Origin of the sequence: Streptomyces sp. NPDC097640, assembly GCF_040302705.1 — a bacterium.
In the GTDB taxonomy this organism is placed as follows: domain Bacteria; phylum Actinomycetota; class Actinomycetes; order Streptomycetales; family Streptomycetaceae; genus Streptomyces.
Genome location: NZ_JBEOSB010000024.1, coordinates 82,442 through 104,818, shown reverse-complemented (window position 1 = coordinate 104,818; position 22,377 = coordinate 82,442). Strand labels below are relative to the sequence as shown.

Here is a 22,377-nt window from a genome sequence, read left to right as displayed (position 1 = left end):
CGCACACCATCGACCGGTACGCCGCCACAGCCGCCCGGTATGCCGCCGACCCGCCACCGTCGAAGAAACGAGTAACGCTCATGACCGCCGACCCGTCCGGCCCGGCCTTCTCCGTCCACGACATTCCGTTTAGCACCCACGGGTCCTGGTTCGGCATCTCGCCTGTGGTGGCCCAGAAGACCTACGCCGACGACCTCCACCTGGTTTCGCACCAGAACGGTATGCACGCAGTGGTGCGGTTCGTCCCCCTCGATGCCGGGACGGGTGCCCGGGCCACGACCCGCATCGAGGCGACACCGGGACTGCTCAGCTGGACCGGCGAAGGCGGGCGTATCGACCTCGCCTACGAGTCACCGGACACCATACGGCTGCGCGGTGAGGGGCTCGGCCTGCGTATCTGTGCCGCCGAGCAGACCCTGACACCCTTCACCGGCGCCTACTTCTTCCGTGACCCGGTGGACGGGGCGCACGTCTTCACCTCGTATGAGACCGGCCGCCGCTACCGGATCACCGCGCTGTCCGCCGGCGCGGTCGGTGCGTTCGGCGCCCAGGACCTGGGCAGCGCGGAGCGCGGTCTGGCCATCGCGGGGGAGAACGGCGGGGTCTGGGAGGCCGCTGTCGAGGAACTGGACAGCGCGCGCCGCCCCTACACCGCGCGGACGGCCTTCGACCAGGTCGTGACCGCCGCGCAGAACGCCTTCGCCCAATTCGCTGACGAGGTCGCCCCGTGGCGCTCGGACGACACCCCGGCCGCCGAACTGGCGGCCTACGTCCTGTGGTCCGCGACGGTGAACCCAGCGGGCTACGTCACCCGGCCCGCGGTACTGATGTCCAAGCACTGGATGGACAAGGTCTGGAGCTGGGACCACTGCTTCAACGCCCTGGCGATGGCCCCCGGTCTGTCGGCGTCCGCCTGGGACCAGTTCTGCCTCCCCTTCGACCACCAGGACGAGAGCGGAGCCCTGCCCGACTCCGTCTGCCACTCCGAGATCCTCTACAACTACGTCAAACCCCCCATCCACGGCTGGGCTCTGGGCCACCTGCGCCGACGCCTGCCCGAACCGCTCGACCCCGCGGAGCTGGCCCGGACGTACGACCGGCTGGCACGCTGGACCGAGTTCTGGCTCACCGCGCGAAGAGCGCCCGGCAGCGCCCTTCCCCACTACCAGCACGGCAATGACAGCGGCTGGGACAACGCCACGACCTTCGACCCGGAACGGCTGGTCGCCACCGCCGACCTCGCCGGGTTCCTGGTCCTCCAACTGCGCGAACTCGCGGGCCTGGCCGAAGAGCTGGGACGGCCGGACGACGCCGACCGGTGGACGAGGACCGCGGATGCGACTCAGGCCGCGATGCTCGACGACCTGTGGAAGGGTGACCACTTCGTCGCCCGCGGAGCGCACAGTGGGGACGCGTGGAGCAGCTCCAGCCTGCTGGACCTGATGCCGATCGCGCTGGGCGAGCACCTCCCGCAGCACGTCGCCGCGGTGCTGGCCGACCGCATCGAGGCACACCTGACGCCGTACGGGCTCGCGACCGAACTGCCCAGCTCACCGCACTACCTCTCCGACGGCTACTGGCGCGGCCCCGTCTGGGCCCCCGCCGTCGTCCTCATCGAGGACGGCCTGCGCCGCAGCGGGCACCAGAACCTCGCGGACGAGATCAGCGCCCGCTTCCGGACCCTGTGCGAGACACACGGCTTCGCGGAGAACTTCGACGCCCTCACCGGAACCGGCCTGCGCGACCGCGCCTACACCTGGACCGCCAGCGGCTACCTGCTCCTCGCCGAAGCCCACGCACTCCGGCCCGCCAGGCCCGCCCCGCAGACGGGCGGATGAAGATGCCCTTGCCGAGAACTTCATCCATGCAGGTCAGGCAGCATGGTGATATGCGTGGAGGAGGCTGCCGAGGCGGGTTAACTTGTCCGGATCGGTGATCGGTGCGGGCAGCGGGTGCAGTGGCCGGGCGTTCGCGATGCCCTGGTGGGATCGATGAGTGTTGCAGAACTGCTCGAACTCCCGGAGCGCGTGGGGGAGGTGGGGCTGGTTCCAGATCAGGGTCCGGTCCAGGAGTTCGTGTCTGCAAGTCTGCACCCACCGTTCCGTGATCGAGTTCATTCGTGGCATCTGGATGCCGCTGAGGATGACTTCGATCCCCGCGTCTTTGCGGCCGGCATTGAACGGTCCGGGGAACTTCCCGTCCCTCACCGCGGCCCGGCTCCGTCACGCCTGCTCCGGGTCAGGCCTGTGCCGATTCCGGGATGCCCAGTCGGCTGGCCACGGCGGTGAGGGCCGTTCCCAGCGGGAGCGCGACCCGGGTGACGGCGTGCCGGTCGCCCCGGGTCGGGTCCAGGTTGACGATCAGTACCGGCTTTCCGGCCTGGGCCGCCTGGCGGACGAACCGGAGCCCGGACATCACCGTCAGTGACGATCCCAGGACCAACAGCGAGGTCGCCTCGCGGACCAGCTTGCGGCAGTGCTCGACCCGCCGTGGCGGAACGGCTTCGCCGAAGAACACCACGTCCGGTTTGAGAACGCCGCCGCAGACCGTACAGGGCACCACACGGAAGTCCCCGACCTGTTCATCGGTGAGGTCGGCGTCACCGTCCGGGTTGATTCCGGCGGCCACCGGCTCGAAGCCCTCGTTGGCCTCCTCCAATCGCCGGGCGAGTTCGCGGCGCGGGCCGAGGGCGCCGCAGGAAAGGCAGACGACCCGGTCCAGGCTTCCGTGGAGTTCCACGACGCCCTCGTTGCCGGCGGCCTGGTGAAGGCCGTCGACGTTCTGGGTGATCAGACCCGAGAGGAGGCCATGCCGGGCGAACGCGGCCACGGCCCGGTGCCCGGTGTTGGGGCGGGCGCGGCCGAAGGTGCGCCAGCCGAGGTGGCTGCGAGCCCAGTACCTGCGCCGGGCCTGGGCGTCGGCTATGAAGTCCTGGTAGGTCATCGGGGTATGCCGGCTCAGGCTCCCGCCCTCGCCCCGGTAGTCGGGGATGCCCGACTCGGTGGAGATGCCGGCCCCGCTGAGTACCAGCACACCGCCGGTGCTCAGCGCTTCGGCGACCGGTTCCAGATCCGTGCTGCCCGGCGGCAGGTCCTCGGCAGGGGTCCAGCTCAAAGTGGGACGCATGCGCATGCCGCCAGAGTACGGAACAGGCTGCCACCCCCGCTTCCGCCGCCGATGGCACCATCTGGGCGTTCACGGGCCCGGCGAGTGGGGCCGGAAGGTCGCCGAGGCCGGGCCCAGCGCCGTTTGCCTTGGGCGCGTCGGGGGCCCGGACGAGATCGACTCGGCGGACCGGGTGTCACCTGTCCAGCGGGTTGCCCTCGTACATGGAGTGGCCGGCCCGTCATCGGGCAGGCGCGCCGTCGAACGTGACCGCTGTTCCCGCGGCCATCCGCCGGGCCGGGCGGAAGACGACACTCAAAGACACCCTTCAGGCCGTCAGCCGGGTCCGGACCTGCCGACGGGGCTCTTGGACCGCACCTCGATCTGGAACCACCGGCACCTGCTCCCCGCCCTGTGCGAGTTCGAGCAGCTCTACAACGCACACTGGCCACACCAGGGCATCGCAGACGCCAGACGGCTGCACGTCTTACCCACGCCGAACGCGATCCTGAGCAGATCAGCCGTCTCGACATACGACGCCGCGATCGACTCGGCGGGATCCTCTGCGAGCACTAACATGCCGTATGAACAGCACGGATGACACTCTCGGCAAGTGCAGCAGCACGACAGATCATGATGCCGCCGGGGCCGTGTGCAGGGGAAGACGCCAGGGCAAGTGTCGGTCACGATCGAAGATCTCTGATCAAGCTCTCACCTGCGTGGATGATGTATCGGCACTTGCAGGGCTGTAGGCCGTGCGGCAACGGTTCAGGCGGTTGCTGCCGTGAGGAGCTGTGAGGCCGTAAGGGCGGTGCTGTAGCGGCGCAGCAGGAGCATGGCTGTCGCCGCGAGGCCGATGAGGAGGCCGAGCCAGATGCCGAGGATGTCCAGGTGGACGGGGTAGGCGAGCAGCCAGGCGGCGGGCAGTCCGACGGTCCAGTAGCCGATGAGCGTGATGCGGAAGCCGCTCTTGGTGTCATGGAGTCCGCGCAGGAGCCCTAGACCGATGTTCTGGGCGCAGTCGAAGAACTGTAGGAACGCGGTGGCGACCAGGAGGTGGGTGGCGATGGTGAGGGCCTGGCTGGAGCTGGTGTCAAGGAAGGGTGCCAGCACAAGCCGGGGCAGGGTGAGGTAGAGGATGCCGACGCAGGTCATGACGGCGCCGGCACAGGCGAGTGCGGTGTTCTTGATGCGTCGGGCGGCGTCGTGGTTGCCGAGGGCGAGTTCGCGGCTGACGTTGATGGATGCCGCGTGGGACAGCCCGACGGCGACCTGGAAGACGATGTATACGAGTTGGTTGACGGCCGTGTGGGCGGCCAGTGCGTCGGGGCCGAAGGAGCCGGCCATCAGGGCGGTGACAGAGAAGAATCCGGCCTCGGAGCCGTAGGTGGCGGCGATCGGCACGCCGAGGCCGAGGAGACGTTTGGCCACTGCCGGGTCGGTGCGGGTGATGTTGAGGGTGAGGAGGGGGGCGAGCGCGGTGTCCCTCTTCGCGGCGAGGTACAGGGCGAGGAAGGACAGCAGATAGACGGTTGAGGTGGCGATGCCGACGCCGGTCAATCCCAGGCGGGGAAGCCCGAAGGTGCCGTGGATGAGGATCCAGTTCAGGCCCGCGTTCACGCCGATGGACACGAGGGTGATCTGGAGCAGCGCCTGGGGGCGGCGCATGCCGACAGTGAACTGGCGTATGGCCTGGAACCACAGGCAGGGCAGCAAACCGGGGGCGAGCGCGTAGAGCATCTTCTGGGTGAGGCCGACGACAGAGGGGGGCTGGCCGAGCCAGGTCAGCGTCTGCCCGATGAGGATCATCACGAGGGCACCGGCGGCCCCGGCGAGGGTGGCGACGGCCAGGCTCGCGCGTACGACGGCCTGCACATCATCGTGTGCCGATTCCTGCGCGGTGTCGGTGTCCGCCGATTCCTGCGCATCGTCCGTGCTGTGGGCTGCCTGTTCGGCACGGGCCGCAGCGGCGGCGACCTGGTTGCCGACGGAGGTGACGAGGCCGACGCCCATGGTGCGGATCTGGTTGAAGATCACGATGGCGAGGCCGCCGGCCGCGAGTTCGGTGGTGCCCAGCAATCCCATCATCACTGTGTCGGTGGTCGTGAGGGCGACCTGGGCGAGCTGGGTGAGGATGAGAGGGACCGCGAGCACGCCGAGCGCACGGCTGTCGCGGAGGAGGGTGGTCAGCATGTGGTCTACCGGTTCCTGCGGAGTTTGGTGAGAAGTTCGTCGACTTCCTGCTCGATCTCGGGGCTCAGGAGGTCTCGTTCGCTCATCCAGTCGTCGTTGAAGACGGTGTCCATGTACTTCTCCCCACCGTCATTGACCAGGGCGACCATAGTCGTCCCTGGCGCCGAGGCGGGCAGGCGGGTCAGGGCTTCGTAGACGACGCCGCCGGCCGAACCGCCGATCAGCAGGCCTGTACGGGCGACGACGCGGCAGGTCGCGAACGCCTCGATGTCGCCGACCCTGACCCCTTCGTCGATCAGATCGAAGTCGACCAGAGCGCCGATCTCGGCGCCCTCGGGGGTGCCGGTGCCGGACTGGTAATAGTCGTGGGCGGGGCCGCCGAAGGCGATCGATCCCTTGGGCTCCACGCCGATGACGGCGACGCCGGATATCAGCCTGGTCAGCTCCCGCCCGGTGCCGCACAGAGCGCCGCCGGTGCCGACGGCGCCGATCAGCACGTCGATCCTGCCGTCGAGGGCCTCGTTGAGTTCGTGGGCGACGGGGAAGTAGCCGTCGCCGTTGGCGGGGTTGTTGTGCTGTTCGGTGAAGATGGTGTTGTCCTCACGCGCCATGTTCTCGGCGAGTTCCTCGCGCGCGGCGGTGGCGAGCTCCTCGGTGCCATTGTCGGCGACGTACACGAGTTCGGCGCCCAGAGCCTTCATGGCGCGCAGTTTGTCGGCGGCCGCGTGGTTGTCGACGACGGCAGCGAAGGTAGGCGAGTTCGGGCAGGAGTCCGCTGGCCACGACCGCGTCCGTGGCGGCGTCGGGCAGCGCGGGGAGGACAGGATGTCCGCTGGTGGTCAATGCCACAGTGGCACCTGGGTGCCCAGGCCCTGGGCGATGGCCAGTTGGGCGAAGCGGTGGCCGAGCGCGATGTCGGTGACGACGAGACCGCTGTTGTAGGCGAAGATCCGCTCGGTGTCGCTGAGGCGGCCGGGTACGATCCCGGCGATCACGGGTGGGAACTCGGCATCGACTGCGGGGGGTTTGCCTTCGGCGTCGGCCATGTCGGTGCCGGTGACGTTCATCTGGGCTTCGCTGGTGGCGATGGAGCGGTCCGCCCGGTGCAGGGTCGACGGCGCGAGTCCGTGTCCGACGAGGACGGACAGTGCGCCCGGCTTGAGCCAGTCCGCTTCGACGGCGGCCGGGGTGTGGGGACCGGCCGTAGCGACGATGATGTCGGCGTCCGCGGCGGCGTCCCGCAGGCCTGTGACCATCTCGATGTCCCGGTCGGGGAAGTGGGCGGACAGTTGCTCGCGGACTGCGGTGATGCCTTCGGGGTGGGTGCCGAACGCCATCAGTCGGTCCAGGGAGGGAATGGTGGTGAGCAGGAACGGCAGGGCGAGGCGCCCTTGGGTTCCGGTGCCGATGACCAGTGCGGAGCGTGCGCCGGGGACCGCGCATTCGCGGGCGAGGAGGGCGGAGACGGCCGGGGTGCGCAGTGAGCCGATGCGGGAGCAGTCCATCATGGCCACCGGCAGTCCGGTGATGTCGTCGTAGATCGTCAGGGCAGTGTAGTAGTGCTGCGCTTCACGGTCCTTGTCCAGGCCGTGCTTGTACGAGGTCTTGATCGCCACGACGTTCGCGGGCGATGCCTTGCGGAGATGGTTATCGTTAGGGTAGGCAAACCTAAGCACCCGTGGCCTCTCGTGGATCGAGGACGTACGTGAACATCAACAGGCGCCAAGTGCTGTGGGCCGGCGGGGCGATAGGCGCGACGGCCCTGCTCGCCGCCTGCTCCTCCAGCGGCGGCGGTACCTCCTCGGACCCGGCAGCGGGTGGTGGCAAGCCCAAGAACGGTGGCACCCTGCGGGTGGGTGCGCTGGGACGGGCGAGCGCCATCACCCGCGACCCGCACGGCACCCAGGTCAACGAGAGCGACTACCTCGTCATCGCTCTCGTCTTCGACACCCTCACCGTCCCCGGGGCCAAGACCAACACCGTCCCGCGTCTCGCCGCTTCATGGGAGTCGTCGCCCGACCTGAAGACCTGGAAATTCAAGATCGACAAGGATGCGGTGTTCCATGACGGCACCGCGGTGACCGCCGAGGACGTCGTGTGGTCGCTCAAGCGACTTCGCAACACTCCGTCAGGCGCGGCCCGGCTGCCCGGGGTCAAGGCCGAGAACATCACCGCCGAGGGCGCCGACACCGTCGTCATCGTCTCCGACTACGCCAACGCCGAGTTCCCGGTCCTGACCCGGTTCACCACCTTCGTGATGAAGAAGGGAACCAAGGACTCGGAGATCGCCAAGGCGCCGGGCACCGGCCCGTTCAAGCTGGACTGGTACCGCGGCGGCAACGCCCGCCTGGTGAAGAACGACACATGGTACGGCCCGGCCGTGCACCTCGACGCCATCGAGGTCACCATGTTCGAAACCCCGCAGGCCATGGCCAACGCGCTTCTCGCCGGCCAGATCGACCTGGCCTCCAACGCCGGCGCGGTCGCCGCCCGCACCGCGGCGACCCGCAAGGACATCCAGGTCCTGCGCCGTCCCAACGACATGGCGATGCCGATCGTCATGCGCACCGCCGAGGGCAGCCCGTTCGCGGACGAGCGGGTGCGCGAGGCGATGCGCCTGGTCGTCGACCGTGAGGCGATGGTCAGGCAGGTCCTGTCCGGTTACGGCACTGTCGCCAACGACATTCTCGGCACCGGCGATCCGGACTACGCCAAGAGCATCCCCCAGCGCGATCGGGACCTGGCCCAGGCCAAGAAGCTCCTGAGGGCGGCCGGCTTCGACCTGTCCAGGACCTACGATCTGGTCACCACCGACGACATCGCCGGGTTGGCCGACTCCGCGACCCTCTTCGCCAATCAGGCCCGCGAGGCAGGCATCAAGGTGAAGGTCGTCAAGCAGGAATCCGGCGCGTTCTGGGAGAAGACCTGGAAGACTGGCGACTTCTACACCACCTACTGGGGCACCAACGACTCGGTCGTCTTCTTCGCCTCCAAGACCTTGGTCAGCGACGCCGGGCAGAATGAGTCGGGGTGGGCGGACAAGGAGTTCGACGCCGCGTACCGCAAGGTCATCGGTACCAAGGACGCCGAGCAGCGCGCCGCCTTCCTCAAACAGTTGCAGCAGATCGAGTACGACCGCTCGGGCTACCTGCTGTGGGGCATGGCCGACGGCATCGACCTGGCCGCGGCCAAGGTGCGGAACCTGCCCAAGCTCGCGGGCTACGGTCGTGTTCAGCTCGAAGGCGTGTGGCTGAGTTGAGCCCATTCGCCAGGACCGGCGCGGTGGCCACTCCCCGGACGGGGGCGGCCACCGCGCCGCGCCGCCCGCGCCACCTGGCCGTGCGTGTGGCCACCGCGGTGGTCCGCCGCGCGCTCATGCTGGTCGTCTTGTTGGCCGTGGTGTTCGCGGCCGTCGAGGTCCTGCCCGGGGACGCGGCCAGTGCCACCTCCGACCGGGGGGCCGGCGCGGCTGACATCGCCGCCCGTCGGCACCTGCTGGGTTTGGACCGTCCGGTGTGGGAGCGGTTCGCCGAATGGATGACCGCACTGCCGACGGGCGACCTGGGCACCTCCGCCCAGGGACAGAAGGTGCGCGACCTGCTCGCGGACCCGCTGCCCAACACCCTGATACTGGGCCTGAGCGCGTTCGTCCTCACGGTCGTCATCTCCCTGCTGCTGGGCTGCTGGGCCGCCGCCTGCCCGGGCCGGCTGACCGACCGCATCATCGGCCACGTCTCGACGGCCGCGTTCGCCCTGCCCGAGTTCGTGATTTCCGTCGTACTGCTGCTGGTGCTGTCCTTGTGGACCGGCTGGCTCCCCGCGGTCACCGTCACCGGCAGCGACGGGAGGCCCGCCCAGTGGACCATGCTGATCATGCCGGTGGTCGCCCTGGTCATCCCGCAGACCGGCTGGAACGTCCGCATCGTGCGCGGAGCCCTCGCCGACCAGGCCGGCACTCCCCATGTGGAGGCCGCTCACCTGGACGGACTGCCCATCCGCCGGGTGCTGCTGCGTCACCAGTTGCCCGGAGCCGTGCCCGCCATCGCCACCGGCTTCGCCACTTCCACGGGCATGCTGCTGGGTGGGGCCGTGGTCGTGGAGACCCTCTTCAACTACCCCGGGATCGGTACGGTCCTGGCCGGTGCCGTCGCATCGCGCGACACCCCGCTGATCGCCGGAGTCGTCGTCTGCGCGGGCGCCGTCATCAGCCTCGTCCTTCTTGCCGCGGACCTGATCCGCCAGGCCATCCTGGGAGATCGCGCATGACCACCGCCGTAGCCCCGACGGTCAAGCGTCGACGCACCGGACGGGCCAGAACCCATGTGCTGATCGCCGTCGCGGTCCTGCCCCTCGTGCTCACCGTCGCAGGTCCTCTGCTGGCCCGGCATTCCAAAGACACGCCCGTCACCGCCCCGTTCGCCGCCCCCAGTGCCGACGCTCCGCTGGGGGGAGACCAGCTGGGACGAGACGTACTCAGCCGCCTTCTGCACGGCGGCACCCTCCTCGTCGCAAGCGCGTTGCTCGTGGCCGTCGTCGTCACCATGGCTGCCACCCTCATCGGTTGCTTCGCCGTCCTGCGTCCCGTGCTGGGCCGGGCAGTCGAACGCTGCGCCGACGTCGCGATCCTGCTGCCGCCGCTGCTGGGCATCATGCTGATCGCGCTCGCCTGGCCCGGGGGCGGGCGCTGGGCCGTCATCGCCGCGGCGGTCGTCCTGGGAATCCCCTATGCGATACGGGTCGTCGCCGCCGCCGCGGCACCTCTCGCCTCCGCCGGCTACGTCGAGGCGGCCATCACCCGCGGTGAGTCCACCGCCTACATCGCCCTGCGCGAGCTGCTGCCCAACCTGCGCTCCACGGTCCTGACCCTCTTCGGACTGCGGTTCGTCGAAGCCGTCTACCTCATCTCCATGGCCGGCTTCCTCCAGATCGGCCCCCAGCCCCCGGCCTCCGACTGGTCCCTGATGGTCCGGGAAAACGGCCCGGGCATCCTCCTCAATCCCTGGGCCGTCGTCGCACCGAGTCTGGCCATCGCGGCCATCGCCATCACCGTCAACCTCGCCACCCAGGCATTGGCCCCCGACACCACGCAGAAGGCGGTCACCCGCTCGTGAGCGACCCCACCCACCACGACCAGGCCCGCACCGGACCTGACACCCCGGCCGATACGGGGAGGCCGGTGGCGACCGTCACCGGTCTGGAAGTCGCTCTGCCCGACGGCACCGTCCTGCTGCCCGCCACCTCCGCGGTCATCCGGCCCGGCCAGGTCACGGCCCTGACCGGCGCCTCGGGATCAGGCAAGACCACGCTCCTGCGCGCCCTCATCGGCCATCTCCCCGGCCAGGCCACGATCACCGCCGGCACCCTCGACATACTCGGCCGACAGCCCCACACCCTCGCCCCTGACGCACTGCGCCGACTGCGCCGCACCTGTGTCGCCTATGTCGGCCAGGACCCCGGCTCGGCACTCAACCCCCGTATGTCGGTCCACCGCCTGGTCGCCGAACTGGCCACGAACCCCTCCGCCGAGTCGGTCCGCAACCTGCTGGCGGAATGCCGGCTCCCCGGCGACAGCACTTTCCTCGGGCGCCGGCCCACCGCCCTCTCCGGAGGACAACAGCGCCGCGTCGCCCTCGCCAGGGCCCTCGCCCGCACACCGCAGATCCTCCTTCTCGACGAACCCACCGCCGGACTCGACACCGCCCTGCGCGACGAGATCGCCCACCTGCTGCGCCACCTCGCCGCAAGCCGAAACCTGGCCGTCGTCATCGCCACCCACGATCCCCGCCTCCGCGACGCCTGCGCCGACCACACCGTCCACATCACCGCGCCCCGCGCCGTGCCGCCGACCATTTCGCCCCGTACCGCCACACGGCCGCCGGCAGCGGGCGTGCCGGAGCGCACAGCCAACCAGGTTCTCTCCGCGCGGGGTGTCGAGGTCCACTTCCGCGACGGCCGCCACCGGCGGCCCGCCCTGACCGGGATCGACTTCACCGCACCGGCCGGCTCCGCCACGGCCGTGATCGGCCCCTCGGGATCCGGTAAAACCACCCTTCTGCGGGTCCTGGCCGGATTGCATCCGCCCACCAGCGGCCAACTCATCCTCGACGGGCAGGCGCTGGCCGCCACGGCGCGACGCCGCACCCGGGAACAGCAACGCCGTATCCAGCTCGTCCCTCAGAACCCGCTCGCCGCACTCAACCCCCGGCGCACCATAGGACATCAGCTGGCCCGGCCCCTTCGCCTGCACACCGGCCTCGCCGCGAGGGAGATCTGCGACCGAATCGCCCAACTCCTTGAAGAGGTGGAACTCCCCGCCGACTTCGCCGAGCGCTACCCGGGCGAGCTGTCCGGAGGCCAACGCCAGCGCGTTTCCATCGCCCGAGCCCTCGCCACCGGCCCCGACGTCCTCCTGTGCGACGAGGTCACCTCCGCCCTCGACACCACCACCGCCACGGCTGTCATGGACCTCCTCGCACGCCTGCGCAACGAGCACGGCACCACACTCGTCGTGGTCTCCCACGAACACCACCTGATCGCCCGCTACACCGAAACCGTGCACCTGATGGACACCGGCCGGATCAGCACCAGTGGCCCCACGGCCGAACTCCTGCCCGCGATGTAACGGCCGCGCCCGTGGTCAGCTGCGTGGTCGGCTTCCCGGTCCCGCCGCGCCGGAGGGCGGCGGTTCGAGCCGGTAGCCGTGTCCGCGCAACGTGGTGAACTCGGGCAGCTCGAGCGGGACGGGGGAGGCCGCCGCGGCGGTGTGCAGCCGGCGGCGCAGGGAGGACATGGTGACGTCCAGGGTCTTGGTGGGTCCGTACCAGTTCTCGTCCCACACCCGCGCCATGAGCGTCTCGCGCGAGACGGCCTCGCCCGGGTGCTGGGCCAGCACGGCGAGCAGCTCGAACTCCTTGGGGCGCAGTTCCACTTCACGGTCGCCGAGCAGACAGCGGCGGGCCGTGATGTCCACGGTCAGGTCCCCCAGCCTGACCGGCTCGCTCGGCCCCGGCGGGCCGGCCGGGCGGCGGCGTAGATGGGCGCGGAGCCGGGCGAGCAGCACGGTCAGCGAGAAGGGCTTGACCAGGTAGTCGTCGGCGCCCGCGTCCAGGCCCACGATCACGTCGATCTCCTCGCTGCGCGCGGTCAGGATGACGATGAGGAGGTCGGGGTACTCGTCGCGCAGCTCCCGGGCGACCTGGATGCCGTCCACGTCGGGAAGGCCCAGGTCGAGGAGGACGACGTCGAGGGGCAGCCGCCGGGCCTCGGCCAGCGCCGAGCCGCCGGTCCGGCTCCAGGTCACCTGGTAGCCGCTGCCGCGCAGCCCGGTCTCCAGGTGCCGTCCGATGACGTCGTCGTCCTCGACGACCAGCACGGATACGGAGTCCTCAGCCCGTGTCGTACGCATGCCCCGAAGCCTAGGCCCGGCGGCGCGATTCATGCGCGCCGCCGGGTCAGGTCAGAGCTCACGGAGCTCCTCCACCGCCGGCCGGGTGGATCTGCGGACGCCGTTGAGCGCGGCGGTGGCGATGGCTGCCAGGGCCGCCAGGAGGGTCAGGCCCAGATAGGGCCAGGGCACCGCCACGGCGGCGGGCGGTGGGTCGAAGACCCCGGTCAGCACCTTGACGAGCATCTGGGTCAGGGCCCAGCCGATGAGCGCGCCCCCGGCCAGCCCGGCCGCGGTGAGCGCGGCGGCCTCGCTGAACACCAGCCCGCGCAGCTGCCGCCGCGTGGCGCCGAGCACGGTGGCGATGGCGAAGGTCCGGCGGCGCTCGGCGAGGCCGAGGGCCAGCACGATGCCGCCCGCACCCGCCGCCAGCAGCACGGCGAAGGCGAGTTCGATCCTGGTGAGCCCGGCGAGGTCCACGGAGGTGAGGCTGGAGCCGACGGCGGAGCGGGTCTGGGTGATGTCGGTGACCTTCGCGGTGGTGCCGAGCTGGTGGCGCAGTTTCGCGGCGACGGACTTCTGGTGTGCGCCTCCGGTGTCGACCAGGAAGGTGCCGACTGCGCCGCTGCCGGTGGTCTTGGCGATATAGCCGGCGTTGGCCACGAAGAAGCTGTCGCGCGGCGCGGTCGGGAACTCCTTGACGACGCCCGCGTAGTGGAACGGCACGGTGTGGAACGCTTTGGTCCTGGAGTCCTGGAGCCGCAGCTTGAGCGTGTCGCCCGGGGCCAGCTGGAAGTCCTTGACGGTCTCCTCGCTGACCAGGAGGGAGTCGGGCCGGGCCGCGAGCTTGGCCATGAGGCTCTTGGCGCTGCCGCCGGCGAAGTAGGCGTCCTGAAGGGAGGTGGCGGAGGTGATCGTGGAGGGCCGGACCCCGTACAGGTCCTGGAGGTCGGAGCCGACGTAGGCGAACCGGTGCTGAAGCGGTTCGACATGGCGCACGCCCGGGATGGCCGCCAGCGGGCGGGCGGCGCCGGGGCCGACGGTCGAGCCCGGCGACTCGGTCACCGTCACATCCGCGCCGTTGGTGAGCCGGGCGTCGACCTCCGCCTGTTGCCGGTAGGTGGCGTTGAACGCCGCCGTGGACACGGCGAAGGAGATGGCCAGCGCGAGCAGCACGATGGACCGGGCCAGCGGGCGGCGCTGCCGGGACAGGCTCGCCGCGGTGGTCCCTGCGAGCGGGCCGGTCAGTGGCCGGACGAGCCGGGCCAGCGGGCGGCGCCCGTAGGTCAGGGCGAGTACGACCAGCCGCCACAGCAGCAGGGCGGAGCCGAGCCACAACAGGGCCGGGCCCAGGAAGGCCCAGTAGGACACGGAGATGGTGGGCACCCCCTCCGGCGCCAGGACCAGGGAGTAGTTGTTTCCGCTGGAGGCCCGGAAGACGAAGAACGAGACGGCCAGCAGGATCAGATCGGGGCAGAACCTCATCCACCGCGGGGTCCGGGCCCGGCCGACGACCCGGCGGGCCTCGGCGACGGTGCCCTGCCGCAGATCGCGCACCGCGGGCAGCAGGACGGCCAGGGCCGCGATGACCAGCCCCAGCAGCAGGGCCAGCAGGAACCAGCCGACCGCGGCGGAGGTGGTGGTGCCGAAAGAGACGGTCCCGAAGACGATACGGCCCGCGGCGGCGGCGATGCCGAGCCCGATCAGACCACCGGCCACGCCGACCACGGCGGCCTCGGTCGCCGCGATCCCGACGACCTTGCGGAACCCGAGGCCCCGGGTGCGCAGCAGGGCTTGTTCCCGCCGGCGCCGGTCGGCGCCGGCGCCCGCCAGGGCCGCGGTCAGCAGGGCCGCGAGCACGGCGCCCGGTACGCCGAGGAACAGGAAGAGGATCTGGGCGTAGAGGGCGTCCTGGCGTGCACTGTCGAGCGCGGCGCCGAGGTTGTCGCCCACCAGCGCGCCACCGGCGGAGCGCGCCTCGAGGTTGTGCGCGGCGCCGGTCACCGCGGTGTACGCGGCGGCGGGGTCGGCGGGCAGGCGTGCGTCGCGGGCGACGTGGATCTGGGTGGCGACCGCGGCCGGGTCCGCGGCCTTGACGGGGGCGGTGACGGAGGCGAACTGCGCGGGGGGCAGCAGGATCACGTTGTCGGGCGGTGCCGAGGGCTGGGACTGGGGAGGGGCGCCGACCTTCTGGAACAGCGAGTCGGCCTGGGGCAGGTCGACCACTCCGGCCACCTTGACATGCGCCGGGCGGCCGCCGGGGCGGCCGAAGGTGACGGTGTCCCCGGGGGCGACATGCAGGTTGGCCGCGGTCTGCTGGGCGATGAGCACCCCGGACGCGCTGCCCGTCAGTTGCCGGATCTCACCGGGGAACGCGGTGCGGTAGCCGGGCGGCAGGCCGAGGACGACGCCGGGGCCGGTACTCTGCGTGGACCCGCCGGTGGTGGCCTGGAAGCCGGTGGTGTGCGCGAAGCCGACCGGGAGGGCGGTGTGCACCCCGGGGGCGGACCGTACGGTACTCAGCACCTGGCCGGGGTTGGCGCCCGGCTGAACCTCGACTTGCCAGTCGACCGCGACCGAGCGCACCGCGCGATCGGTCATCGTCGACTTCGAGGCGGTCAGGAAGGAGCCCAGGGCCGCGACCAGCGCGACGGCGAGCGAGATGCCGAGTGCGGCGGCCAGCAGTCTGCCCCGGCGGCGTCTGACCAGCCCGGACAGCCAGGTGGTGATCACGGGTTCTCTCCTTGACGTGCGTGGGTGGGCGCGGGCGGCGCCCCGTTCGGTCCGGGTTCGGCGCGGGCGGGAGCGATCAGCCGTCCCTCGTGCATGGGCCAGCGTTCGGCGAGGCGCTCGCCGATGGTGGGGTCGTGCGTGGTGACCACGAGCGCGGCGCCCAGTCGCGCCACGGCGTCCAGCAGGACGTCCAGGACATGCCCGCCGGTGGCGCGGTCGAGCTGGCCGGTGGGTTCGTCGGCGAGGACCACGCGCGGCCCCAGGGCCAGCACCCGGGCCACGGCCACCCGTTGGGCCTGACCGCCGGAGATCTCCTCCGGCAGCTTGCCCGCCAGGTCCGCCACGCCGACGGCCTCCAGGGCCGCCAGCGCGCGGCGGCGGGCCGCGGACTCCGCGGTGCCCGCGAGGACCAGCGGCAGCGCCGCGTTCTCGGCCACGTCCAGGGCCGGGATCAGGCTCGGCGACTGGAACACCACGCCGATGTGCCCGGCGGTGGCCCGTCGGCCGAGCCCGGGCCAGTCGATCTCGCCGCTGGTCGGCCGCTCCAGGCCGGCCATCAGGTGCAGCAGCGTCGACTTGCCGGACCCGGAAGGGCCCATGATCGCGATCCGGTCACCGCCCCTCACCCGGCAGGTCGCGCCGTGCACCGCGACGATGGCGTTCTCCCCCTGGCCGTAGGTGCGGGAGGCATCCCGGCAGTCGATGAGGACATCGGCGGCGACGTCGGCGCTCATGGCTCGATCCTCCCGTCGCGCAGCACCAGCACCCGGTCGGCGAAGCCGACGACCTCGGTGTTGTGGGTGACGACCAGGACTCCGCGGCCCGCCCCGGCTCGGATCTTCAGCAGGTCGAGCACGCGGCGCTCGGTACGCCCGTCCAACTCGCCCGTGGGCTCGTCGGCGAGCAGCACATCGGGGTCGTTCGACAGGGCGACGGCGAGGCCCGCGCGGGCGAGCTCGCCGCCGGACAGCTGGTGCGGCAGGGCGTGCGCCCGGCCGGCGAGGCCGACCCCCTCCAGCAGTTCGGCGACGTCGTGGGCGTGGGTGCGGCGTCCGGCCGCCGCCTGGGCGAGCCGGATGTTCTCCCGTACGTCGAGATGGGCGATGAGGTTGCCGGACTGGAGCAGCACCCCGATGCGCCGGGCGCGCACCCGGGCCCGCTGGGCCTCGGGGCGGTGGCTGATCCGCTCCCCGCCGACATGGACATAGCCCCCGGCCGGCTCGTCGAGCCCCGCCAGACAGGCCAGCAGGGTCGACTTGCCCGAGCCCGAGGGCCCGACCACGGCCACGGTCTCGCCCCGCCCCACGCTCAGGGATACCCCGCGCAGCGCGAGCGTCTCCTCCTCGCCGGTGCGGAAGAAGCGGTAGAGGTCCCTGGCCTCGATGGCGGCCGCCCTGTCCGGGCCGGTCTCGGTCGCGGGGGCGGACGCGGTCGTCGGGCCGGCCATCACTGCCACCGGAGCGAGTCGCTGACGATACGCCAGGGATCCACGTTGTCGGCGTTCGTCGGTCCGGACAGGGTCAGGGTGGCCTGGTGGCCGTTGTGGAAGAAGATGTATGTCTCGACGGAGTCGCGCACAGCCTTGCCGGTCACCGGGTTGGGGGCCGAGTCCGCCTGGTAGGTGACCCGTACGGCCTGCCCACCCTTGCGGGAGACGGTCGTGACCTTCTCCAGGGAGAAGTGCCGTGCCTGCTTCTTGAGGGCCGGGACCACATGGGCCTCGACCGACTGGACCGTCGGCGCCGCCGAGGTGGTGGCGTAGGCGATCTGGATCTTGTTCAGCTTGTCGCTGAAGGCAGTGGTGGCCTGGGCCGACGAGCGGGCCCACCCCTCGGGGACCTTCAGGGTGAACCCGGCGCCAGAAGGCCGGTAGGACACATAGACCTGGTTGTCGGGGATGTCGCCGGGCGGGTTGGACTCCGTGGGCGCGGGGCCGGGCCGGTCCGCGGTCGACGAGGCGGAGGAGCCGCTGTGCGAGCCGGAGCCGCCCCCGCCTCCCGAACAGCCCGCGAGAACCGCGGTGGCCAGGGCCATCGCGGCCGGGACGGCGAGAATGCCTCGTTTGGTCATGGTGTCTGTCCTCCACAGGCGAGCGGGTCGGTGATGTCCACGACGCTAGGGAGAGGCTGCTGAAAGCCCGCTACGACGAAGGTGAGACGACGGCAAAACACGGTGCCGAGAAGCAGCATCCTGGTCAGCCGGGCGCCGTTCGGCTCGCCGGGTGGTCATGATGGGTGTATGAGGAAGCGCGTGGTGCGCGTGGCGGTGGTCGCGGTCATGGTGGCGCTCGTCCTGCTCGCCACGCCGCTGGCCGTGGGGATCCAGCGGTCCTTCTTCGCGGACGAGCGCGGTGAGCTGGAGCGGGCTGCCCTGGCGGCCGCCGTGCGCGTGGGCGCGAAGTTCGCGTCGGGGGATCACACGGAGCTGCCCACCGGGGAATCGGATGCCCGGGTGGGTCTGTACGACCTCGCCGGCCGGCTGCGCGACGGGCAGGGGCCCGCGACGGCGGATCCGGTGACCCGGCGGGCCATGGCCGGGGTCGTGGCGCGCGGCCGCGACGGCCAGGAGATGGTTGCCGCTGTGCCCGTGTCGACGGCGGAGCGGGTCACCGGCGTGGTCCGCGCGGCGGACGGCACCCAGGAGGCATGGGGCCGGGTGACCCTCGCGTGGCTGGCGCTCGCCGGCACCGCCCTGGTCGCGCTCACCACCGGCGTACTGGTGGCGCGGCGCCAGGCGCGCACGCTCTCCGCACCGCTGGAGGCGCTGTCGGCCACGGCCGTGGCGGTCGCCGACGGCGATCTGACCGCGCGCGCCGACCGCAGCGCGATCGCCGAGATCGACCAGGTGGCGCGCACCCAGAACACCATGGTCGAGCGGCTGACCACGCTGCTCGAACACGAGCGGCACTTCAGCGCCAACGCCTCACATCAGCTCCGTACGCCGCTGGCGGGCCTCCAGCTGGGTCTCGAGGAGGCCGCCGCGGACCCGGACACGGGCCACCTCAGGGCGGCCGTCGAGGAGGCCCTGGAGCGGTCCCGGCACCTTCAGCGGACGGTCGACGAGGTCCTGCGCCTGGCCAGAGCTGCCCCCGGACCACAAGTCTCCGAGCGCGCCGGGCCGCTCACCGGGGTGGTGGACCGTGTGGAACGCCGCTGGCACGGCGCCTTCGCCGCCGAAGGCCGCCGTCTGGACTTCGTGCTCGAACCAAGCAGCAGGGCGCTGCGCATACCGGACCGGACCGGCGAGCAGATCCTGGACGTGCTGCTGGACAACGCGCGACAGCACGGCCGGGGCGCCGTCGATGTCACGGTGCGCGACATGGGCGGCGCGATCGCCATGGACGTCGCCGACGAGGGCTCACTGGCCCTCGAGCCGAGGATCGTCTTCGAGCGGGGGGCCACCACCTCCCGCTCCGGCAGCGGCATCGGCCTGCCCCTGGCGCGCGACATGGCGCGGGCGGCCGGGGGCCGGCTCACACTCGTACGGGCGTCGCCGACCACCTTCACCCTGTTCCTGCCAATACCCGAAGGCGAGTGACGGACGGCGCTGCGTTCGGCTGATCGTCACCGCCGGTTCGCGAGGGAATGTCGCAACCTTCATGAGCCTGGGGCGGCGCCTGCTGGACGCCGGGCACCGAGTCGCGGTGACCGCTCACCCGCCCTTCGCCGCCTGCCGTTCAGAGATGCGTCGCTGCTGCTCATAGGGGGTCTGGCGAGGTCTGTGGGGATGTTGGGATCATGCCGGGGTGATCGTCTCGCTGGTGTGTCAGGTGACGCGGAAGTCGCTGGAGGCGGGATTTCCCGGTGACTCCGGGGACCCTGCTCGCATGGCACCGATGGCTTGTTGCACGCGGATGGGACTACAGCAAGCACCGGAGCAGCCCTGGGCGGCCGCCTACCGACGCGTCGCCTGCACGTCGCTGGGGTGACCGCACGCCCGACCGCGCGGCGGACGGTTCAGCAGGCCCGCAACCTCGCCGTCGAAACGGGCGTGCGTTTCGAGTCGGTGCGCGTCTTGATCCGCGACCGGGACGGCAGATACAGCGAGTCCTTCGACGCGGTCTTCGCGGCCGGGGACGTCGAAACCGTGAAGACCGCACCACGGACCCCGCGGATGAACGCACACTGCGAGAGAGTCATTGGGTCGTCCGAGCGCAATGAGATCCGGCACACCGCGTATGTTGCTCACAACTCCGTCCCATAACCTCGTGCATGAAGACGTCGGATGCCACGTGTATCCACTCTGAGGAGGCGATGGTGCTCGGAAGGGACACGCGGTGGTTCGCGGGCGCCGTGATCGCGGCCTGCATGGTGCTCGTCGGCCCCAGCGCACCAAGCGGCGCGCCCCTCGCCCGGCCACTGCCCGTCGATGCCGTCAGGGGTGTCGTGCCGAACCGGGTCATGACGTGGAACATCTGCAACCCCTGTGAGGAAAGCAACGTCGACCGCGCAGCGGAGATCGCCACGTATGCGCCCCAGGTGATCGGCCTGCAAGAAGCGTGCGTGCGTGACGTCGAGAGGATGCGGGACTATCTGGAGGGCTTTTACGGGCTGGTCTACCACGTCGAGTACGGGACGGTTCTCCGGAATTGGGGCCGCTGCGGGGGAGCGCCGTGGAGTCCGGGGGCATTCGGCCAAGCGGTCCTCTCGGCGGCGCCGATGACGAACCCGGTCAACGTGGAATACCCCGACGGCGGATCCGAGGACCGTGGGTACATGGCAGTCACCACCAGGGTGGGCGGCCGGTCCGTCCGGGTCTTCAACACACACCTCGCTGAACGACGTCAGGAGGCAGTCCGGGCAGACCAGACCGACATACTCGCCGCAGCCGTCGCCCGGCACGACCGCGCGATCGTTCTCGGCGACTTCAACGCTGTGCCGGACGCTCCCGAGCTCATCGGGATGTGGGCACTGGCCGCGGACACAGACCCCCAGTGTCATCCCTCGTCTACCGGAACCTGCAAGCCGACCACCGACTGGCAGAGCAAGTTTGACTACATTTTCCTGCGAGGCATCGTCCCGCTCGAGCACCGTGTGCTTCCGACCCCGTACTCGGACCACCACCTGCTGCACACCGACCTGGACCCAACTTGAGTGGGCGCCTGCGGCCTGGGTGGCCCAGGCCGCGGTGGGGTGTGCGGTCGCGCCGGGGATCCGCCCCCGGCGGGTGGCGTGCTCGATCACCGCGAAGACGTACAGCGCACGCGCGCAGCGCACCCTCGTCCTCGCCGTCCTGAGCGGCGCCCTGCTGGGCCTGCTCGCCACCGGTGACGGCGCGCGCACCACAGCGGCGCTGCACCTCCAGCTCGACCTGCTGGTCCGGCGCAGGGGAGGGCCCCGTCCCGTTCTCGCACCCGGCGGCCGGGGTGAGGGAATGGCCGTCGGGTGACCGGCCTCGGAGCTACGACACGATCGGGCGGTCGGACACTTGGGCGAGCCTGGTGAAGGTCGGGATCTCGATGGTGGCGAGCAGGTGTCCGGGCTGGGTTTTGGGCGCGTAGAGCGGTTCGTCGAGGTGTGCGATGTTGCCGAAGTGCAGCCGGGTCACCCCACTCTTGCGGGTCTCGGCGCGCACCTTGAGCCAGCTCAACGGAGCCCGGTAGGAGCCGATGGTGCGGCTGCGCCGGAACACCTCGAAGATGCCGTGATCGACCCGCAGGTGCACATCGCCGTGTTCGAAGACCAGTGGTTCCATGTCAGATCACCGGCCGGTCGGCGAGCGCGGCCACCTCGGTGAAGTACGCGCGGAACAACGGCTCGTCACTGTGGGGCACCCGGACCGCCTCGGTGGAGCGGTACCCGAAGGAGGCCAGGTCGGTGCCGTAGAGGGCGGCGTGTGGATTGCGTACGCCGCCGAAGATCAGCTCGCCGGGTTTGCCCGGCTTCCTGTAGTGCACCAGGACCCCGAGCCAGGGCAGCGGGATCCGGAGCGTGGTCTCGAGGTTGTACGGCCGGAACAGTTCGAACACCCCCCGGTCCACGCGCACATGCAGGCTCTCGTAGTCGAACGTGAGGGGATCCATGGGGGAAAAGTCCTCCGGTGCGTACCATCGCTCGTCGGCTGTCACAGCAGTGTCGCCCCGACGACGACCGCGGCCACACCGAGGAGCAGCGCCACGGTGCCGCAGGTGATGTCGAGCGCGCGGGAACGGTCTTCGGACGCGAGGTCCGGGGTGAAGACGGCGGGGTCGTCGGGGTCGTAGTGGATCGTGATGTTGCGGCCGTGGGAGTGGGTGGGGTCGGGCAGTTGGTCGGTGCAGTAGGCGGTGACGGTCGTGCCCTCGTGGGTGGTGAAGGCGATGACCGGCGTGTGGCTGGTGTAGGTGCCGCCCTCACTGTCGGTGCTGGTGTCCGTGAGTACGGCGATGACGTGGCCCGGAACGGGGGGTTGAGAGGTCAGCGCGTCGATACGGCGGCGAACCGCGCGCGCGTTCTGGGGCATGTAGCACACGCCGGACAGGGTCCAGGGCACGCCGAAGCCGATCAGGGCCCATGGCCAGCTCCAGTCGATCGCGGCGAAGACCACCAGTCCGACGTAGATCAGGAAGAGCGCGAAGTTGGGCCACCCGAGGCCGCGTCGGCCTGCCCCCAGGTCGCCGGTAAAGAACCGGTAGGCGTGCGGTCTTCCGCGCGGGTAGCGGACCCCGACCTCCCGGCCCGTCCAGGCCGCCGTGATGCTCTCCCCGTGGTCGCGGTCGTTCGTCACGGTGAACTCCTCACCGGTGGTGGGGTCCTGGAAGGAGACGACCACGGGTATCCCGTCGTGCTGCGAGCTTCCGTGCCTGGGTTCGCGGACCTGCTCGATCCGCCCCAGGACCCGGACCGCTCGCTGGGCCGCGGTCACTCCGGCCAGCGACCGGGTGTAGCCGACCAGTGCGACGGTGCCGAACACCGCGCACCACAGCGCCAGATATCCCTGTAGGCCCATGCGGTTCCCCCTTCTTCCTCTTCGTCGGTGAGATG

At 70.8% G+C, this 22,377-nt stretch carries 21 protein-coding genes; 8 read left to right on the top strand and 13 right to left on the bottom strand.

Translation table 11 applies throughout. The features are described 5' to 3' along the window. The first annotated feature begins 80 nt into the window (after positions 1-80). Complete coding sequence (locus tag ABTY62_RS32560; RefSeq protein ID WP_352133015.1) at positions 81-1,838, top strand: amylo-alpha-1,6-glucosidase; 1,758 nt, start codon at positions 81-83, stop codon at positions 1,836-1,838. A 33-nt stretch (positions 1,839-1,871) separates the two neighbouring features. Here ABTY62_RS32560 and ABTY62_RS32555 read toward each other — a convergent pair whose 3' ends face one another. The 5 genes from ABTY62_RS32555 to ABTY62_RS32535 all read right to left on the bottom strand — a co-directional run bounded on the left by ABTY62_RS32555 (position 1,872) and on the right by ABTY62_RS32535 (position 6,914). Further along, on the bottom strand, positions 1,872-2,207 hold the full coding sequence (locus ABTY62_RS32555; protein WP_352133014.1) for a transposase: 336 nt from the start codon (positions 2,205-2,207) through the stop codon (positions 1,872-1,874). Between the two features lie 31 nt (positions 2,208-2,238). Further along, a complete protein-coding gene (locus tag ABTY62_RS32550) occupies positions 2,239-3,132 on the bottom strand; it encodes an NAD-dependent protein deacetylase (RefSeq protein WP_352133013.1) in 894 nt (297 codons plus the stop codon). A gap of 741 nt (positions 3,133-3,873) precedes the next feature. Next, the gene (locus tag ABTY62_RS32545; RefSeq protein ID WP_352133012.1) at positions 3,874-5,298 is read right to left on the bottom strand and encodes an MATE family efflux transporter; all 1,425 of its coding nucleotides are present in this window, start codon (positions 5,296-5,298) and stop codon (positions 3,874-3,876) included. A 5-nt stretch (positions 5,299-5,303) separates the two neighbouring features. Next, positions 5,304-5,999 (bottom strand): pyridoxal-phosphate dependent enzyme, encoded by a 696-nt coding sequence (locus tag ABTY62_RS32540; RefSeq protein WP_502997557.1) that lies wholly within the window; start codon positions 5,997-5,999, stop codon positions 5,304-5,306. Between the two features lie 138 nt (positions 6,000-6,137). After that, on the bottom strand, positions 6,138-6,914 hold the full coding sequence (locus tag ABTY62_RS32535) for an ornithine cyclodeaminase family protein (protein ID WP_352133011.1): 777 nt from the start codon (positions 6,912-6,914) through the stop codon (positions 6,138-6,140). Between the two features lie 89 nt (positions 6,915-7,003). Between ABTY62_RS32535 and ABTY62_RS32530 the strand changes: the two genes are divergently transcribed. The 4 genes from ABTY62_RS32530 (at position 7,004) to ABTY62_RS32515 (ending at position 11,920) form a co-directional block, all read left to right on the top strand. Next, positions 7,004-8,557, top strand: a complete 1,554-nt coding sequence (locus tag ABTY62_RS32530; RefSeq protein ID WP_352133010.1) for an ABC transporter substrate-binding protein — start codon at positions 7,004-7,006, stop codon at positions 8,555-8,557. Between the two features lie 86 nt (positions 8,558-8,643). Beyond that, complete coding sequence (locus tag ABTY62_RS32525; RefSeq protein ID WP_352133096.1) at positions 8,644-9,564, top strand: ABC transporter permease; 921 nt, start codon at positions 8,644-8,646, stop codon at positions 9,562-9,564. Then, positions 9,561-10,409 (top strand): ABC transporter permease, encoded by an 849-nt coding sequence (locus ABTY62_RS32520; RefSeq protein WP_352133009.1) that lies wholly within the window; start codon positions 9,561-9,563, stop codon positions 10,407-10,409. Before ABTY62_RS32525 ends, ABTY62_RS32520 begins: the two co-directional genes overlap by 4 nt. Beyond that, on the top strand, positions 10,406-11,920 hold the full coding sequence (locus ABTY62_RS32515; protein ID WP_352133008.1) for an ABC transporter ATP-binding protein: 1,515 nt from the start codon (positions 10,406-10,408) through the stop codon (positions 11,918-11,920). The genes ABTY62_RS32520 and ABTY62_RS32515 overlap by 4 nt, the downstream gene beginning before the upstream one ends. A gap of 15 nt (positions 11,921-11,935) precedes the next feature. On the opposite strand, the gene ABTY62_RS32510 is transcribed toward ABTY62_RS32515, so the two are convergent. The 5 genes from ABTY62_RS32510 to ABTY62_RS32490 are packed head-to-tail and all read right to left on the bottom strand — an operon-like array spanning position 11,936 to position 17,485. Beyond that, positions 11,936-12,703, bottom strand: a complete 768-nt coding sequence (locus ABTY62_RS32510; RefSeq protein WP_352133007.1) for a response regulator transcription factor — start codon at positions 12,701-12,703, stop codon at positions 11,936-11,938. A 51-nt stretch (positions 12,704-12,754) separates the two neighbouring features. After that, the gene (locus tag ABTY62_RS32505) at positions 12,755-15,415 is read right to left on the bottom strand and encodes an FtsX-like permease family protein (protein ID WP_352133006.1); all 2,661 of its coding nucleotides are present in this window, start codon (positions 15,413-15,415) and stop codon (positions 12,755-12,757) included. Then, a complete protein-coding gene (locus tag ABTY62_RS32500; protein WP_352133005.1) occupies positions 15,412-16,149 on the bottom strand; it encodes an ABC transporter ATP-binding protein in 738 nt (245 codons plus the stop codon). The genes ABTY62_RS32505 and ABTY62_RS32500 overlap by 4 nt, the downstream gene beginning before the upstream one ends. After that, a complete protein-coding gene (locus tag ABTY62_RS32495) occupies positions 16,146-16,862 on the bottom strand; it encodes an ABC transporter ATP-binding protein (RefSeq protein WP_352133004.1) in 717 nt (238 codons plus the stop codon). Before ABTY62_RS32495 ends, ABTY62_RS32500 begins: the two co-directional genes overlap by 4 nt. Beyond that, positions 16,862-17,485 carry a hypothetical protein gene (locus ABTY62_RS32490; protein WP_352133003.1) on the bottom strand — a complete coding sequence of 208 codons (624 nt, stop codon included), beginning with the start codon at positions 17,483-17,485 and terminating at the stop codon, positions 16,862-16,864. The genes ABTY62_RS32495 and ABTY62_RS32490 overlap by 1 nt, the downstream gene beginning before the upstream one ends. A gap of 168 nt (positions 17,486-17,653) precedes the next feature. Here ABTY62_RS32490 and ABTY62_RS32485 point away from each other — a divergent pair, with 168 nt between their 5' ends. From ABTY62_RS32485 to ABTY62_RS32475, 3 genes are all read left to right on the top strand, one after another. After that, positions 17,654-18,952 (top strand): sensor histidine kinase, encoded by a 1,299-nt coding sequence (locus ABTY62_RS32485; RefSeq protein ID WP_352133002.1) that lies wholly within the window; start codon positions 17,654-17,656, stop codon positions 18,950-18,952. A gap of 674 nt (positions 18,953-19,626) precedes the next feature. Then, on the top strand, positions 19,627-20,508 hold the full coding sequence (locus tag ABTY62_RS32480) for an endonuclease/exonuclease/phosphatase family protein (RefSeq protein ID WP_352133001.1): 882 nt from the start codon (positions 19,627-19,629) through the stop codon (positions 20,506-20,508). 19 nt (positions 20,509-20,527) lie between these two features. Further along, on the top strand, positions 20,528-20,803 hold the full coding sequence (locus ABTY62_RS32475; protein WP_352133000.1) for a hypothetical protein: 276 nt from the start codon (positions 20,528-20,530) through the stop codon (positions 20,801-20,803). A 12-nt stretch (positions 20,804-20,815) separates the two neighbouring features. Here ABTY62_RS32475 and ABTY62_RS32470 read toward each other — a convergent pair whose 3' ends face one another. The 3 genes from ABTY62_RS32470 to ABTY62_RS32460 are packed head-to-tail and all read right to left on the bottom strand — an operon-like array spanning position 20,816 to position 22,342. After that, the gene (locus ABTY62_RS32470; protein ID WP_352132999.1) at positions 20,816-21,109 is read right to left on the bottom strand and encodes a hypothetical protein; all 294 of its coding nucleotides are present in this window, start codon (positions 21,107-21,109) and stop codon (positions 20,816-20,818) included. 1 nt (position 21,110) lies between these two features. After that, positions 21,111-21,437, bottom strand: a complete 327-nt coding sequence (locus ABTY62_RS32465) for a hypothetical protein (protein ID WP_352132998.1) — start codon at positions 21,435-21,437, stop codon at positions 21,111-21,113. Positions 21,438-21,478: 41 nt separating this feature from the next. Beyond that, entirely contained in the window at positions 21,479-22,342 is an 864-nt protein-coding gene (locus tag ABTY62_RS32460) for a DUF3592 domain-containing protein (protein ID WP_352132997.1), read from the bottom strand. Positions 22,343-22,377 lie beyond the last annotated feature (35 nt).